Annotated in this window: 12 protein-coding genes; 2 read left to right on the forward strand and 10 right to left on the reverse strand. The window is 66.0% G+C overall.

Translation table 11 applies throughout. From position 1 onward, the window contains the following. Positions 1-25: 25 nt before the first annotated feature. Positions 26-367 carry a hypothetical protein gene (locus D9X30_RS25890; protein WP_249641090.1) on the forward strand — a complete coding sequence of 114 codons (342 nt, stop codon included), beginning with the start codon at positions 26-28 and terminating at the stop codon, positions 365-367. An 86-nt stretch (positions 368-453) separates the two neighbouring features. On the opposite strand, the gene ntrC is transcribed toward D9X30_RS25890, so the two are convergent. The 4 genes from ntrC to D9X30_RS25910 all read right to left on the reverse strand — a co-directional run bounded on the left by ntrC (position 454) and on the right by D9X30_RS25910 (position 5,408). Continuing rightward, positions 454-2,016 carry a nitrogen regulation protein NR(I) gene (gene ntrC, locus D9X30_RS25895; RefSeq protein ID WP_153945668.1) on the reverse strand — a complete coding sequence of 521 codons (1,563 nt, stop codon included), beginning with the start codon at positions 2,014-2,016 and terminating at the stop codon, positions 454-456. An 88-nt stretch (positions 2,017-2,104) separates the two neighbouring features. Continuing rightward, the gene (gene glnL / locus D9X30_RS25900; protein WP_153945243.1) at positions 2,105-3,277 is read right to left on the reverse strand and encodes a nitrogen regulation protein NR(II); all 1,173 of its coding nucleotides are present in this window, start codon (positions 3,275-3,277) and stop codon (positions 2,105-2,107) included. Positions 3,278-3,282: 5 nt separating this feature from the next. Continuing rightward, complete coding sequence (locus D9X30_RS25905; protein WP_502799691.1) at positions 3,283-3,855, reverse strand: DUF4124 domain-containing protein; 573 nt, start codon at positions 3,853-3,855, stop codon at positions 3,283-3,285. 137 nt (positions 3,856-3,992) lie between these two features. Beyond that, a complete protein-coding gene (locus D9X30_RS25910; RefSeq protein ID WP_092594071.1) occupies positions 3,993-5,408 on the reverse strand; it encodes a 3-hydroxylaminophenol mutase in 1,416 nt (471 codons plus the stop codon). A gap of 531 nt (positions 5,409-5,939) precedes the next feature. Here D9X30_RS25910 and D9X30_RS25915 point away from each other — a divergent pair. Then, positions 5,940-6,404, forward strand: coding sequence for a rhodanese-like domain-containing protein (locus tag D9X30_RS25915; protein WP_153945244.1), 465 nt, complete (start codon positions 5,940-5,942; stop codon positions 6,402-6,404). Positions 6,405-6,521: 117 nt separating this feature from the next. Here the strand turns inward: D9X30_RS25915 and D9X30_RS25920 are convergent, their stop codons facing one another. The 6 genes from D9X30_RS25920 to hrpA form a co-directional block, all read right to left on the reverse strand. Beyond that, entirely contained in the window at positions 6,522-7,322 is an 801-nt protein-coding gene (locus D9X30_RS25920) for a competence/damage-inducible protein A (protein ID WP_153945245.1), read from the reverse strand. A 59-nt stretch (positions 7,323-7,381) separates the two neighbouring features. Continuing rightward, on the reverse strand, positions 7,382-8,257 hold the full coding sequence (locus D9X30_RS25925) for an EI24 domain-containing protein (RefSeq protein WP_153945246.1): 876 nt from the start codon (positions 8,255-8,257) through the stop codon (positions 7,382-7,384). Positions 8,258-8,326: 69 nt separating this feature from the next. Continuing rightward, positions 8,327-9,322, reverse strand: coding sequence for a sterol desaturase family protein (locus D9X30_RS25930; protein WP_153945247.1), 996 nt, complete (start codon positions 9,320-9,322; stop codon positions 8,327-8,329). After that, complete coding sequence (locus D9X30_RS25935) at positions 9,322-10,170, reverse strand: polysaccharide deacetylase family protein (RefSeq protein WP_228770724.1); 849 nt, start codon at positions 10,168-10,170, stop codon at positions 9,322-9,324. The genes D9X30_RS25930 and D9X30_RS25935 overlap by 1 nt, the downstream gene beginning before the upstream one ends. A 36-nt stretch (positions 10,171-10,206) precedes the next feature. After that, positions 10,207-11,193 (reverse strand): YVTN family beta-propeller repeat protein, encoded by a 987-nt coding sequence (locus tag D9X30_RS25940; RefSeq protein ID WP_153945249.1) that lies wholly within the window; start codon positions 11,191-11,193, stop codon positions 10,207-10,209. A gap of 152 nt (positions 11,194-11,345) precedes the next feature. After that, on the reverse strand, positions 11,346-15,479 hold the full coding sequence (gene hrpA, locus D9X30_RS25945) for an ATP-dependent RNA helicase HrpA (protein ID WP_153945250.1): 4,134 nt from the start codon (positions 15,477-15,479) through the stop codon (positions 11,346-11,348). Positions 15,480-15,489 lie beyond the last annotated feature (10 nt).

A 15,489-nucleotide genomic window follows, 5' to 3' on the forward strand; every position in this document is an offset into this window, starting at 1 on the left:
CACCCTGCACTTCCGGAGACCCAGCGTGAAAGCATGCTTCGGCGCAATCCTCGGCTCAATCCTCGGCGCGATCCTCGCATTACTCGCCGCACTGGCCATCACGGCATGTGCCACCGACCCGCCCGTCGAGCCGCCGCAGACGCTGGTCGGAAAGATCCAGATCCGGGGTAACGACCCGTTCCCGACGATCATGCTGGAAACGGACGCGTTCGACTTCTGGGAATTGCGCGGCATGACGGTCCGGAAGGCGCGCGCGCTGGCCGGGAAGCGGGTGTCGGCGCGCGGCAGGATTCTGGTGGCGCCGGGGCCCGACGTATGGCTTCCCGCGTTCCGGGTGGATGAGATGCCCGAGCCGGTCAGTCCGTAAGCGATTCCCACGATTGCCAGTGAAAAAGGGAGGCCCGACCGAGCCTCCCTTCACGTTTGCGCGTTGCGCGGCATTGCGATCGGGGTTCAGTCGAATCCCAGCTCCTGGAGTTTCCGCGTAATCGTATTCCGGCCAATTCCGAGCCGGGTCGCGGCTTCCACGCGGCGGCCGCGCGTGACGCCGAGCGCGGCTTCCAGTACGGCCTTTTCAAACCGGCGCGTCAGCGCGTCCATGACTTCCGGCTGGCCGGATTCCAGCATCGACTTTGCCTCGCCGGCCAGCAGACTTTCCCAGCTCTGCGTGACGGCCGGCGCGGCATAGGCCGGCGCCATGGCCGACGATGCCGTCACCATGGGCGGACGCGTCGCCACCAGGGTGTCGCCATCCCCGCCCGGTGCGCCCATGCCGTAGTCGGACGTGTCCACGGCCTCGTAATCGCCGGCAGGCCGCATGTCGGGCGCCGGCGGACGCGACGCCGACAGGCTTTCGCCATGCCCGGCGTCGATCATCTCGCGCGGCAGGTCCTTGACCTCGATGGTCTGCGCCGGGGCCATCACGGTCAGCCAGTTGCACAGGTTCTCAAGCTGGCGCACGTTGCCCGGGAACGGCAGCGTGCTGACGTAGGTCAGCGCCTCGTCCGACATGCGCTTGGGCTCGACGCCCAGTTCCTTGGCGCTCTTCTGCAGGAAATGCCGCGCCAGCAGCGTGATGTCCTCGGGCCGCTCGCGCAGCGGCGGCAGGCGCAGCCGGATCACGTTCAGCCGGTGGAACAAGTCCTCGCGGAACAGCCCTTCCTTGACCCGCGTTTCCAGGTTCTGGTGGGTGGCGGCGATCACCCGCACATTGGCGCGCAGCGGATTGTGGCCGCCCACGCGATAGAAATTGCCGTCCGACAGCACGCGCAGCAGCCGCGTCTGCAGATCGAATGGCATATCGCCGATTTCATCGAGGAACAGCGTACCGCCCTCGGCCTGCTCGAAGCGGCCGCGCCGCATGGTCTGCGCGCCCGTGAACGCACCGCGCTCATGGCCGAACAGTTCCGATTCCAGCAGGTCCTTCGGAATCGCCGCCGTGTTCAGCGCGATGAACGGGCCGTTGGCGCGCGGGCTGTGCTTGTGCAACGCACGCGCCACCAGTTCCTTCCCGGTACCGGATTCGCCGGTAATCATCACGGTCACGTTCGATTGCGACAGGCGGCCGATGGCGCGGAACACGTCCTGCATGGCCGGCGCCTGGCCCAGGATCTCGGGCGCATCGACTAGCCGATCGTCCATTTCCTCCTCGCGCAGGCTTTCCTCCAGCGCGCGGCGGATCAGCTCGACAGCCTTGTCGACATCGAACGGCTTGGCCAGGTATTCGAACGCGCCGCCCTGGAAGGCGGCCACGGCGCTGTCCAGGTCCGAGTACGCGGTCATCACGATGACCGGCAGCCCGGGGTGGCGCGCCTTGATCGCCTGCAGCAGGTCCAGTCCGGACCCGCCAGGCATGCGGATATCGGAAATCAGGACTTGCGGCTCGTCCTCTTCCAACGCCGCGAGCACGTCGCGCACATTGGTAAAACTGCGGGAGAGCAGGCTTTCACGGGCAAGGGCCTTTTCCAGGACCCAGCGGATTGATTGATCGTCGTCGACTATCCAGATCGGCTTCATGTGCGTCGCTTGTCTGCTCGGTGTCATGTGGTCTCCCGTATGACCCGCTGGATCGCCGCGGGGGACGCGTCGATGTCTGGATCGGCGGTCAGTGCAGCGGCAGCAGGATACGGAAGTCGGTACAGCCCGGCCGGCTCTCGCATTCGATCAAGCCCTCGTGCTGCTGCACGAAGGTTTGAGCGAGTGTGAGACCGAGACCGCTACCGCCATCCCTCCCCGACACCAGCGGATAGAAGATGCGTTCGCGAATGTCCTCGGGGATGCCCGGGCCGTTGTCAATCACATGCAAGTCCAATGCCAGCTTGTACAAACGCTTGGCAATCGTGACCTGGCGGGCCACCCGGGTCCGCAGGACGATCTGCGCGTCGCCCTGGGCGATGCGCTCGTGCAGCGCCTGCGCCGCGTTGTGGACGATGTTCAGCACGGCCTGGATCAACTGCTCCATGTCGCCGCGCAGCTCCGGCAGGCTGGCATCGTAGTCGCGCACGATATCGAGCCCGTTCGGGAATTCGGCCAGCACCACCGAGCGCACCCGCTCCAGCACCTCGTGGATATTGAGTTCGGAGACGATGTGCGGGTGACGATGGGGCTCCAGCAGGCGGTCCACCAGCGTCTGCAGGCGGTCCGATTCCTTGATGATGACCTGCGTGTACTCGCGCAGCGCACGCTCGGGCAGCTCGAATTCCAGCAGCTGCGCCGCCCCGCGGATACCGCCCAGCGGGTTCTTGATCTCGTGCGCCAGATTGCGGATCAGTTCCTTGTTGGCCGATGTCAGGTCGATCAGGCGTTCCTCGCGGTCGCTGCGCACCTTCTGCTCGTTGAGCAGGATCTCGACCAGCGCCGTGCTGGAATTGCCCTCGATGCCGCCCACCACCACGTGGGCGTGCAGCGGTTCCTGCAGCGGCGGGCGCAGCACCAGGTCCTGGCGGCGCACGTCCACCTGCCGAGCCATGACGGAGTCGATCATGGTGTCGAGCTCTTCCGACGCGCCGAACAGGTCGGGCAGCGTCAGCTCCACCATGGCCTTGCGCGACATGGCAAAGCTGGCTTCGGCGGCCGGATTGGCGTAGACCACCCGCAGCCCCGGCTGGCGCACCAGCAGCACCGGGTTGGCCACCACGTCCAGGCCGGGATGCAATGCGAAATCGCCCAATGGCAGGATATCGGCATCACGCACGTCCGGGGCCTCTGAACCGGCCACGTCCGGCTTGCGGTCGGCCCCGGTAACCTTGCGCGAAACTCCGCGAATCAGGCGACGCATCGGTTTCAATCCTTCAAATTCGACAGTTCCCGCCGAAGCGAAGCCACATTGGCTTCGCTACGCGCAACGTCATCGCGCAGCCGTGCCGTGCGATCCAGATACTTTTGATAATTACGCTCGCCGCCCTGGCGTTCCGGCTCACCGTTGTTGTACTCGGCGCGCAGCCCGGCCAGCCTGGCCTCCTCGGACTGCAGTTCCTGCTCCAGCACCGTGCGGCGTTCGCCATCGCGGGTCTTCTGCGTGGCACTGTCCACGCGCGGGAATGCCGCCGGCGACGTGGCGGCCGGCCTGGCGGCCGCCGTGGCGCCACCGCCGCCGGTACGCGTGCCGGGCACCGTCATCACGTCGGGCAGGTTGAGCTTCTTGCAGTCCTTGCCGCCGCCGCTGCCGTTGCGGTACTCGGGCACGCCGTTGGGACCCTTGCACATGTACACGTCCGACGACTGCGCCGCGGCCGGCGCCGCCCAGACGGCCAGCGCCACGGCGGCCATCGTCACCAGAATGGGGAAACCCACACGCATTTGGTGCGGCAGCGCGCCGCCGGCCATGCTGAAACCCTTGTTCGAAATGGCGTTCATGAACATCGACATGAAGGTTGGGAAAAGGAGCCCCATTCTAGCGAGCAACGTCGCCGCAAAACAAAAAGGGACAGCCGAAGCCGCCCCTTCCTGGTGCAAGTGTTGCCCGGTCACAACCTGGCAACCCACTTATCGCTTTACAGCGAGTAGTACATGTCGAACTCGATCGGGTGAGTCGTCATGCGGAAACGCGTGACTTCTTCCATCTTGAGTTCGATGTACGCATCGATCATCGAGTTCGAGAACACACCGCCGCGGGTCAGGAACTCACGGTCGTTGTCCAGGTACTCCAGCGACTGGTCGAGGCTCGAGCAGACGGTCGGGATCTTTGCGTCTTCTTCCGGCGGCAGGTCGTACAGGTTCTTGTCGGCAGCTTCGCCCGGGTGGATCTTGTTCATCACGCCGTCCAGGCCGGCCATCAGCAGTGCCGAGAAGCCCAGGTACGGGTTCATCAGCGGATCCGGGAAACGCGTTTCGATACGGCGGCCCTTCGGGTTCGCCACGTACGGAATACGGATCGAGGCCGAACGGTTGCGGGCCGAATAGGCCAGCTTCACCGGGGCTTCGAAGCCCGGCACCAGGCGCTTGTACGAGTTCGTGCCCGGGTTGGTGATGGCGTTCAGGGCGCGGGCGTGCTTGATGATGCCGCCGATGTAGTACAGCGCGAATTCCGACAGGCCGGCGTAGCCGTTGCCTGCGAACAGGTTCTGGCCGTCCTTCCACACGGACTGGTGAACGTGCATGCCCGAACCGTTGTCGCCCACGACCGGCTTCGGCATGAACGTGGCGGTCTTGCCATAGGTGTGCGCAACGTTCTGGATCACGTACTTCTGCAGCTGCGTCCAGTCGGCGCGCTGCACCAGCGTGCTGAACTTGGTGCCGATTTCGTTCTGGCCCTGGCCAGCCACTTCGTGGTGATGCACTTCGACCGGAATGCCCAGCGATTCCAGAATCAGGCACATTTCCGAACGCATGTCCTGGAACGTGTCGATCGGGGCAACCGGGAAGTAGCCGCCCTTCTTGCCCGGACGGTGGCCGCTGTTGCCGTGCTCGAATTCCTTGCCCGACGACCACGGTGCTTCTTCCGACTGGATCTTCACCGAGCAGCCCTGCATGTCGATGTTCCAGGTCACGCCGTCGAAAATGAAGAACTCGGGTTCCGGACCGAAGAAGGCGGTGTCGCCCAGGCCGGTGCTCTTCAGGTAGGCCTCGGCGCGCTTGGCGATCGAGCGCGGGTCGCGGTCGTAGCCCTTGCCGTCCGACGGTTCGATCACGTCGCAGGTCAGGACCAGGGTCGGTTCTTCATAGAACGGGTCGATGTAGGCGGTACCCGAATCCGGCATCAGCAGCATGTCCGAGGCTTCGATACCCTTCCAGCCCGCGATGGACGAACCGTCAAAGGCGTGGCCGCTTTCGAACTTGTCCTCGTCGAAGTGCGACGTCGGCACCGACACGTGCTGTTCCTTGCCCTTGGTATCCGTGAAGCGGAAATCGACGAACTTGACGTCGTTTTCCTTCACGAGCTTCATCACATCTGCAACGCTCTGCGCCATGCCTATCTCCTGGAAATTCGAGGCTGTGTCTGAGAAAGCCATTGTTGGTGCGACCTCCGGACCTGCCGATCTGGCCACCCCAAAAGGGACGAGGGATGTTAGCAGAAAGCATGCCAACGCCTGCCCCCAACGGGGCGCCAATCGCACAGACTTCCCGAAAAACGTGCATCTGCCTGTCAGGCCGCACCGCGACGGGGGATGCGGATTGCATGCAATCCCGGCTGCCGGCCTGAGCCCGCCTGGCTTTGCCGCCGCGGCTCGCCGGACCCGCCACCCATGACACACCATTATGGTGCATCATTCAAGTCATGGCACCGTTACAGTGCCAAACCGTGAGAAATGCACCAGTTCAGCACCAAAACGGCGCATCCGGTGTGCCACCATTTTTCGGGCCGCTCGCAACGGCCGGGCGCTAGAATAGCGCCGATTCGGGCTGGCTCCCAGCAAAGATTGGGCTTTCTTGCGATCGCACCCGCAAGCCGTCCGAGCGCGCCAGTTTTGATCGCTTTCTTATTGACTCCGGCACACAGAATGACTACCCGAGACACCCTCCTCCAGGCCGCCCACGCACGTCAGCAACAGGGCCAGCTGCCCTACTACGGCGCCCTTTCCCCGCAGGAAGCCTACGCGCTGCTGCAGGCCGACCCGAAGGCCGTGCTGGTCGATGTACGCACCCAGGCCGAACTGGACTGGGTGGGCGGCGTGGCGCTGCCCGACGAACAGTTCGCGCATGTCGAATGGTCGACCTACCCGGGCGGCACCCAGAACCCCAATTTCGTGGCCGAACTGAAGGCGCGCGTGCCGCAGGATGCCCCGGTGCTGTTCCTGTGCCGCAGCGCGGCGCGCTCGAAGCATGCCGCGCGCGTGGCGACCGAGGCCGGCTACACGCTGGCGATGGATGTGCTGGAAGGCTTCGAGGGCCCGCGCGACGAGGAACACCACCGCAAGACCGTGGAAGGCTGGTGCTTCCGCGGCCTGCCGTGGCACGGCGCCTGAGTCCGGCAACGCCGGCCAACGCCCCGCGCGGCCCCACGCGGACCAACGCGGCAAACAAAAAAGCGCATCACCACCGCGATGCGCTTTTTTTTCGGCCAGTCAAGCTGACGCCCCGCCCTACTGCTCGACGATCTCGAACCCCATCGCGCGGACACCTTCGAGCAGCATCGCGTAGGCAGGCGGCACCAGGTCGGCTGGCCCCTTCACCCCCAGGTCGATATGCCGCCGCCCAAGGCGGTCGCCTCGGGTCACGTCGCCCACCGACGGCAGGCTGAACACGCGGATGCCCGGGAACGATGCTTCCACCTGCTCCATCAGCGGCGTCAGCGTCGATTCCGGTGCCTCGAACACGTAGAACGCCCGCGACTGCTCGGCGTCCAGGTGGAACAGGTGCGTGTAGTAGTGGTCGAGCACCCACTCCATCATCGGCCAGGCCATCACCGGGAAGCCGGGCATGAAGTGGTGATCGGCCACCGAGAAGCCCGGAATCCGGTTGTAGCTGTTCGGGATGATGCGCGCGCCCACCGGGAATTCGCCCATCTTGAACCGATGCTGGTTCTCGGGCGCATTCAGGTCGGCCTTGACCGGATCGCCGTTGGCGGTCTCCGCGATGCGCAGCGCGATCTGCTCGCGCGCCTCCGGGTGCAGTGCCAGGTCCACGCCCAGTGCCGCCGCCGCGCACTGGCGCGTATGGTCGTCCGGTGTGGCGCCGATGCCGCCCGTGCAGAACACGACATCGGGACCTGCGAACGTCCGCCGCAACGTGGCCGTAATGCGCCCCCGTTCGTCGCCCACGTACTCGGCCCAGTCCAGCGCCAGTCCGCGCTCGCCGAGCAGTTCGATGGCGCGCCGCATGTGCTTGTCCTCGCGCCGTCCGGAAAGGATCTCGTCGCCGATGACAATCAAACCGAAACCCATGATGCCCCTCTTGGTTGAAGACTCAGGATGGAAAGCTCACGCTGCCGTGGCGTCTGCCATCACGACTGCCCGATCTGGCGCACGTCGGACGGCGCCAGGTCGATCACGTCGCCCGGCGGCGGTGGCGGCGGTGCCGCAGCGGCCCGTTCGGCACGCAGGTCCGCCAGCGCGCGCAGGCAGAAGTGGCCGAACCACAGCGCCGAGAAGATGAAGATCAGCACGTACAGCCAGAGCGTGCCGGCCAGCACGACCGGAAACAGGAAGATGATGACAGCCGACCATACCCACAGCAAGGTCGGGGCCGAGCCCAGCAGGCCGACCACCACGCCGATCGTCAGCAGCGGAATGCGGTGGCGCTTCATCAGCGTCTTGCGCTCCTCGGCCGTGGCGTGCTCGGACAGCGCGTCGTAGGTCATGACGCGGTAGGTCAGCCAGCCCCACAGCACCGGCGGGATCAGCGCAAAAAACGGCGGAATCAGCCACAGCGGCAGCGTGACCAGCACCAGCAGCAGGAAGACCACCGTATTGCCCAGCGCCTGGAACACGCTGCCGGCAATGCTGCCGCCGTGGGCCTTCTGCAGGTCCGGATAGGCGCGCTCCAGGTGCTTCACCACGGCAGGCACCGAGAACAGGCTGATGAAGATCAGCATCGACGCAATGACCAGCGGAATCGCCAGCGTCAGCACGAAGAGCGGCGCCACCACGGTGCGCAGCGACTGCAGGCCGAGCCAGTCCAGCATGGAATAGATCCAGCTCGTGAAGACCGAACCTTCCAGCAGCGCGCGGGCGGTGCCCATGATCGGGTCCCAGCCCCACCAGATCAGGCCGCCCCACAGGGCCGTGGCCAGGACAAACGGGATGACGGTCAGCATCAGCATGCGCGGATGCAGCTGGCTGACCACGGCGCGCCCAAACGCGCGAAGAATATCGTTCATGCAGCGATCTGCGAAAAAGAGTGTTCAGGAAAGCCACCAGAGCCTAGCACAGCCCAGGGGGCGTTCCCATCACCCCAGACGCAAAAGCCGCTTGATGCCCAGCCATTGCTGGGACAGGAAGCCGCCACCATAGTTGCGCCCGCGCCCCGTGGGCGGCGGCAGCTGGTCGCGAATGCCGGTGGGATAGTAGACGTCGGTGAAGACGGCGGTGCGGAACAGCATGTCCCACCACGGGAAGATCACGCCGTAATTGCAGCCGCCCAGCCGCACCGGCCTGCCATCGCTGCCGGCACGCTCGTGGCCCAGCCCGACGGCATGATGCGTGCGATGAAAGCGCGGCGAGATCAGCAGCCGCTCGCCCAGCCAGCCGAAGTGCAGCTTCAGGTTGGCGTGCTGCAGGCTCTGCAGCAGTTGCGACAGCGCCACCAGCAGCACGTACTGCGACGGCTCCACGCCGACGGCCAGCGCGGCCGTGGCGAACACGGCGTCGCGCAGGATGTCGTCGAGCAGGTGGTTGCGGTTGTCGCTCCACAGTGTCATCTGCTGCTGGCTGTGATGCACCGCATGCAGGCTCCACCACCACCGGTAGGTGTGTGATAGCCGGTGATACCAGTAGTCGAGCAGGTCGAACAGCAGCAGGTAGACGAAGAAGCTGACCAGCGGCACCGACGTCACGCCCGGCCACCAGTCTTCCACGTTGATGCGCTGCCAGCCCAGCAGGCGCAGTTGGCCTTCCAGGCTGTCCATCAGCGGCGCCAGCAGGAAGAACATGGCCAGCCGGAACAGCCCCAGGCGGTGGATCACCGTATAGAACATGTCGGTCCGGATGGCGCGCCGGTCGGTCACGGCCTCCACCGGACGCAGCTTTTCGAGCGGCCCCAGGATCAGCACCATGACGGCGATCTGCACCACGCCCACCAGCAGCCATTCGGTGCCGGTAAAGGCGTCCTCCGCATAGCCGCCAAAACCGAGGTTGTAGACCACGGGCAGGATGACGTCCTGGAAGACCGTGGCCTCGATCTGGCCGACCCAGAGATTGAGCCAGTTAGTGAAGGCGTCCCACATTACCGTTTCGACCCGGAAATTGGTTGCGCGCCGGCTTCCACCGCGCCGTGCTGCGCGATCCAGTTCTTGTATAGCGGATGTTCGCGCAAGGTGGCAAAGCAGAATCCCTTTTGCTCCAGCCCCGTCAGCAGCGGATCGAGGACGGCCGGCGCCCACGGGTCCTTGCGCGACCAGATACCCAGGTGGGCCATCGTAATATCGCCATCGCGCAAGCCACGCAGTGCCTTTTCCAGCAGCGCCTGGTTCGGAAATGTCTCCGACGACAGCTCGTCGCCCAGGAACCCGGCCGGCGCCCACCCCACGTGCCGGAAGCCGCACTGCTCGGCCCACGCCAGCGTCTGCGGCGCGGTGCGGCCGCCGGGGGCGCGCCACAGCGGCACCATCGGCTGGCCCGTCATCGACTGGAACGCCTGCGCACTGCGTCGCAGTTCGGTACAGAACGAGGCCTCGTCCATGACCACATCGCGGCCGGCTTGCGCGCCGAACTGCGGACGCATGGTGACCTTGCCGCCCTTGACGCTGCGCAGGTACACATGGTCGAACGTATGGGTGCCGAAGGCGTGGCCGTCGGCGGCCAGCGATTTCCAGTACGGCGCCCACGCCGGGTCCAGCGAATTGTCCTTGTTGATGGTCGGTTCGCTGGCCAGGAAGAAGGTGGCGCGAATATGGTGGCGGCGCAGCGTGCGGGCAATCAGCTCGGCCTGGCTCATGCTGCCGGTGTCGAAGGTCAGGTACAGCGTGCCGGCGCGGCACGCGCCAGCCTCCTGTCCCGCCCCGGCGGCCAGCGCCACGCCGGCCACCGAAGCCGCCACCGGTGCCAGCACCAGCGCGGCAATGCGCGAAATCATCCGGCGCATGTTGTCCTCAGACTTGTCGGGTCAATATCAATACAGCGGCGCGCGGGTCTTGAAATAGATGCCATGCGGCGACTTGCCCACGCGGATCGTCTTCACCATCTTGCGGCTGGCCACGTCGATCAGGCCCACCGAGCGCGCCCAGCGGAACGTCACCCACAGCGTCTTGCCGTCGGCGGTCAGTTCCATGTCGTCCGGGCCGGGCAGCAGTCCCGTGATATCGCCCACCTTCGACAGCGTCTGCTGGTCGATGATGCTGATCGATCCCTGCACGCGGTTGGTCAGGAACAGATGGCGCTTGTCGCCCACGGCGCGGAAGTTGTGCGCGCCCTTGCCGGTCTGGATCTGCTTGACCACGGTGCGCGTGCGCCAGTCGATCACGGCCACGTAGTCGGCACCGGTCATGCCCACCAGCAGGTACTTCTGGTCAGGCGTGACCCAGACGCCGGCCGGCGCCGAGCCCGCCTCCATGACCCACATCACGTTGAGCGTGGTCAGGTCGATGGCCGCAATCTGGTTGGAATCCTGCAGCGTGATGAAGGCGATCTTGCTGTCGGCGGTGAAGGCGATATGGCTGGGCGTCTTGGCCAGCGGGAACTGCCTGGCGATCTTGAGCTGATGGCCGTCCCAGCGGTAGACGTCCACCCGATCCAGCCGGTTGCCGGTGGCGATGAACCACTTCTGGTCCGGCGAGAAGCCCACCTGGTACGGATCGTCGATGCCCGGCACGCGCTGCTGCACCTTGCCGGTGACCGGGTCCAGGAAGACGAGGTCATTGCCGACCGCGTTGGCCACGATCAGCGATTTCTCGTCGGGCGTGGCAATCAGGTGATGCGGCTCCTTGCCGATCGGGAACGTTTCCAGAACCTTCTGGGTGTCCTTGTCGATCAGCGTGACGCTGGCGTCACCGGAGTTCAGGATCGTCACCACCTCTGCCCGGGCGGACGCGGAGACCATTGCCAAAGCCAGGGCGCCTATCGACAACACCCCCGCCACAACACGACGCAATGCAAGCATAAGACCGCCATTTCTACACGAATCGCGCATTCTAACGTTTCGTCTGACGGTTGCGATGACGAGGAGAACCGATTCTTAAGCGTAACTTACATTTGGATACATGTGAGCGGCACTTTCCATCGCGAACGCCCGATGCGCCCCGGTTTTCCCGGTCATCGCTGGATCGACTCCCAGACCTTCTGCAGCCGCTTGACCGAGATGGGCTGTGGCGTGCGCAGTTCCTGGGCAAACAGCGCCACACGCAGTTCTTCCAGCATCCATCGGAATTCGTCCAGCCGCGCGTCGGCCGCACCCCTGCCCTGGCTGCGCAACTGCTTTTCGGCGCGCTGCCATTGCTGGACCAGCGGCGCCATCTCCTGGATACGCTGGCTGTCGCGGCCCGGGTCGCCCTTGAGCTTGTCCACCCGCATCGCCATGCCCTTCAGGTAGCGCGGATAGTGGACCAGCTGCGTGTATGGCGTATCGATCACAAATGACTTGTTCATCAACCGGCCGAGCTGGGCTTCCAGGTCCTGGTAGGCCGAACCGAACGGCTTGGCCTGCAACAGCTTGCGCGGCAGCGATGCAAATTCGGCCAGGATCGTGCCGACCAGCCGTGCGATTTCCTGCGCCAGCAGCGACAACCGCGCCCGGCCCTCGTCCTTGCGGGCGTTGAACTCGGCCTCGTTGCGCGGCAGCGGCGCCTGCAGGCAGGCGCGCTCCAGCGCCATCAGCACGATCTGGTTGCGCAATTCCTCCTGCGTGCCCAGCGTCATGTACTGCATGGCCATCTGCTGCAGGTTCGGAATGTTCTTCTCGATGAACTTGACCTGCTCGCGCAACTGCAGCGCGAACAACCGCCGCAGGCCCGCGTGGTGGATGCGCGCCGCCTCCTGGGGATCGTCGAACACTTCCACGTCGCAGTGGTCGCCACGGTCCACCAGCGCCGGGTAGCCGAACAGCGTCTGGTTGCCCTTGCGGATTTCCAGCAGTTCGGGCAACTCGCCAAACGACCATGAGGTGAGGTTCTCGTACTGCCCGGCCTCGACGGCCGGCACATCGCGCGCGGCGATGCTCTGGAACGACTGCTGCGCCTGCCCGCCCAGTTCGGCGCGCAGCTGGGCCAGGTTGCGGCCCATGTCCAGCTGGCGACCGTGCTCGTCGATGACCTTGAAGTTCATCGTGTGGTGCGCCGGCAGCGTTTCCAGCTTGAAGTCGGCGCGCCGGATCATCGTCCCGGTCTGCTCGCGCACGTCGGCGATCAGCACGTCGAGCAGGTCGCCCTCGCCGAACGGCTGGCGGTCGACAAACCCGGCCGCGTAATCGGGCAGCGGCACGCAATGGCGGCGCAGCTTCTGCGGCAGCGACTTCAGCAGCAGATGCACCTTTTCCTTGATCATGCCCGGGACCAGCCATTCGGCGCGCTCGGGCCTGACCTGGTTCAGCGCGTACAGCGGCACGGTCAGCGTCACGCCGTCGCGGTGGCTGCCGGGCTCGAAGTGGTACGACAAACCCATGTCGATGCCGGCGACCGGCAGGATCTTCGGGAACAGGTCGGTGGTGATGCCGGCCGCCTCGTGCCGCATCAGTTCGTCGCGGTTCAGGTACAGCAGCTTGCGGTCCCTGGCCGATTCGGCCTGGTACCACTTCTCGAAGGCCACCTGGTTGTGGATGTCCGCCGGAATGGCCTTGTCGTAGAACGCGTAGATCAGCGCATCGTCCACCAGCACGTCCTGCCGGCGCGACTTGTGCTCCAGGTTCTCGATCTCGCGCACCAGCCGCTGGTTGTGGGCGAAAAACGGCAGCCGGGTGTCAAACTCGCCTTCCACCAGCGCGCTACGGATAAACAGCTCGCGCGCCTCGACCGGGTTCATCGGGCCGAAATCCACCCGCCGATGCTGATAGACCGGCAGGCCGTACAGCGTGCCGCGTTCCAGCGCCAGCACCTGGCCCGCCTTTTTCTCCCAGTGCGGCTCGCTCCAGCTGACCTTGAGCAGGTGCTTGCCCACCTGTTCGACCCATTCGGGCTCCACGCGGGCCAGCGTGCGGCCATACAGCCGGCTGGTTTCGACCAGTTCGGCGGCGATGATCCAGCGGCCCACCTTGCGCGCGATCAGCGATCCCGGCCACAGGTGGAACTTGATGCCGCGCGCGCCCAGGTACTCGCGGCCCTTGCCGTCGGCCTCGTCGAGCTTCAGGCCCACGTTGCCCAGCAAGCCCGTCAGCAGCGCCTTGTGCAGCTGCTCGAAGGTGGGCTCGGACTCGTTCAGGCGCCAACCCTGCTCGCTGACCGTGGTGTGCAGCTGCGAATGCACATCGCGCCATTCGCGCAGGCGCACGTGCGACAGGAAGTTGCTGCGGCACTGGTCCTGCAGCTGGCGGTTGGTCTTCTTGTGGGCGACGGCTTCCTCGAACCACTTCCACAGCTTGACCCACCCCAGGAACTCGGACTTTTCGTCCATGAACTTCCGATGCGCCTGGTCGGCCGCTTCCTGGGCTTCCTGCGGCCGCTCGCGCGGGTCCTGCACCGACAGCGCGCTGGCGATGATCAGCACTTCCTTCAGGCAGTGGTGGTCGCGGGCGGCCAGGATCATGCGGGCCACGCGCGGATCGAGTGGCAGTTTCGCCAGTTGGCGGCCGGTGCTGGTGAGCTGGTTGCCTTCGTCGAGCGCGCCCAGTTCCTGCAGCAGCTGGTAGCCGTCGGCCACGGCGCGGCCCAGCGGCGGCTCGATGAACGGAAAGGCCTCGATATCGGTCAGGCGCAGCGCCTTCATGCGCAGGATGACCGCCGCCAGCGACGAGCGCAGGATTTCCGGATCGGTAAAGCGCGGCCGGCCCACGAAGTCGCTTTCCTCGTACAGCCGGATGCAGACGCCGTCGGCCACCCGGCCGCAACGGCCGGCGCGCTGGTTGGCGGCCGCCTGCGAGATCGACTCGATCTGCAGCTGTTCCACCTTGTTGCGGTACGAATACCGTTTCACGCGCGCCAGGCCCGTATCCACCACATAGCGGATGCCGGGCACCGTGAGCGACGTTTCTGCCACGTTGGTGGCCAGCACGATGCGCCGGGCGTTCGACGGCCGGAACACGCGCTCCTGCTCCTGCACGGACAGCCGCGCAAACAGCGGCAGGATCTCGGTATGCGGCGGATGATGCTTGCGCAGCGCCTCGGCGGCCTCGCGGATCTCGCGCTCGCCGGGCAGGAAGACCAGCACGTCTCCCGGGCCCAGCCGGCACAGTTCGTCCACGGCATCGACGATGCCGTCGTAGAGGTCGCGTTCCTTCGCCTTTTCCGAGCGCGGCGCGGCCGCCTGGCCCGGTGCCGGCTTGTCTTCCTGGATCGGGCGGTAACGGATTTCCACCGGATACAGGCGGCCGCTGACCTCGATCACGGGCGCCGGCTTGCCCTCGCGCGCGAAATGCTCGGCAAATCGCTTCGCATCGATGGTGGCCGACGTGATGATCACCTTCAGGTCCGGCCGCCTGGGCAGGATCTGGCGCAGGTAGCCGATCAGGAAGTCGATATTGAGGCTGCGCTCGTGCGCCTCGTCGATGATGATCGTGTCGTAGGCGCGCAGCAGCGGGTCGTTCTGCGTCTCGGCCAGCAGGATGCCGTCGGTCATCAGCTTGACCGACGCACCCGCCGACATGGTGTCGTTGAAGCGCACCTGGTAGCCCACGTGCTCGCCTACCGGCGTGCCCAGTTCCTGCGCGATGCGCTTGGCCGTGGACGTGGCGGCAATCCGCCGCGGCTGCGTGTGGCCGATCAGGCCGCCGCCGGGCTTGCCCTCGCGGGCCGGGCCACGCCCGACCGACAGCGCGATCTTGGGCAGTTGCGTGGTCTTGCCCGAGCCGGTTTCGCCGGAAACGATCACCACCTGGTTGGCCAGCAGCGCCTGCGCGATCTCGTCGCGGCGCGCCGACACCGGCAGGGCCTCCGGGAACGTGATCTCGGGCAGCGGATTGGCCAGCCGCACCGGCTGGGGCGGGCGCGGCGGACGCTGGCTGCCTTCCGGGCGCGGCGGGCGCTGGCCGCCTTCCGGGCGGGCAGCCTGCTGCCCGGCCTCGGGGCGCGCCGGTCGCGGGGCGCCGCCCTGGCGCGGCGGACGGGGCTGACGCGGCTGAGCCGGCTTCTGCGACGGTTGTGACGGTTGTTGTGGCCGCTGTTGTGGCGGCCGTTGCTGCGCCTGTTTCGGGGGGCGAGCACCAGCGCCCGCGTCGCGCGGAGCGGGGTTCTGGCTGGCCTGGGCGGAGGTAGCCTCGGCGGGGTTGGCCGGGGCAGGCTTGGCGGGGCGTTGTGCTGACATTGGCCGGGAT

This window comes from Cupriavidus sp. U2, from assembly GCF_009663685.2.
Classification (GTDB): Bacteria; Pseudomonadota; Gammaproteobacteria; order Burkholderiales; family Burkholderiaceae; genus Cupriavidus; species Cupriavidus necator_C.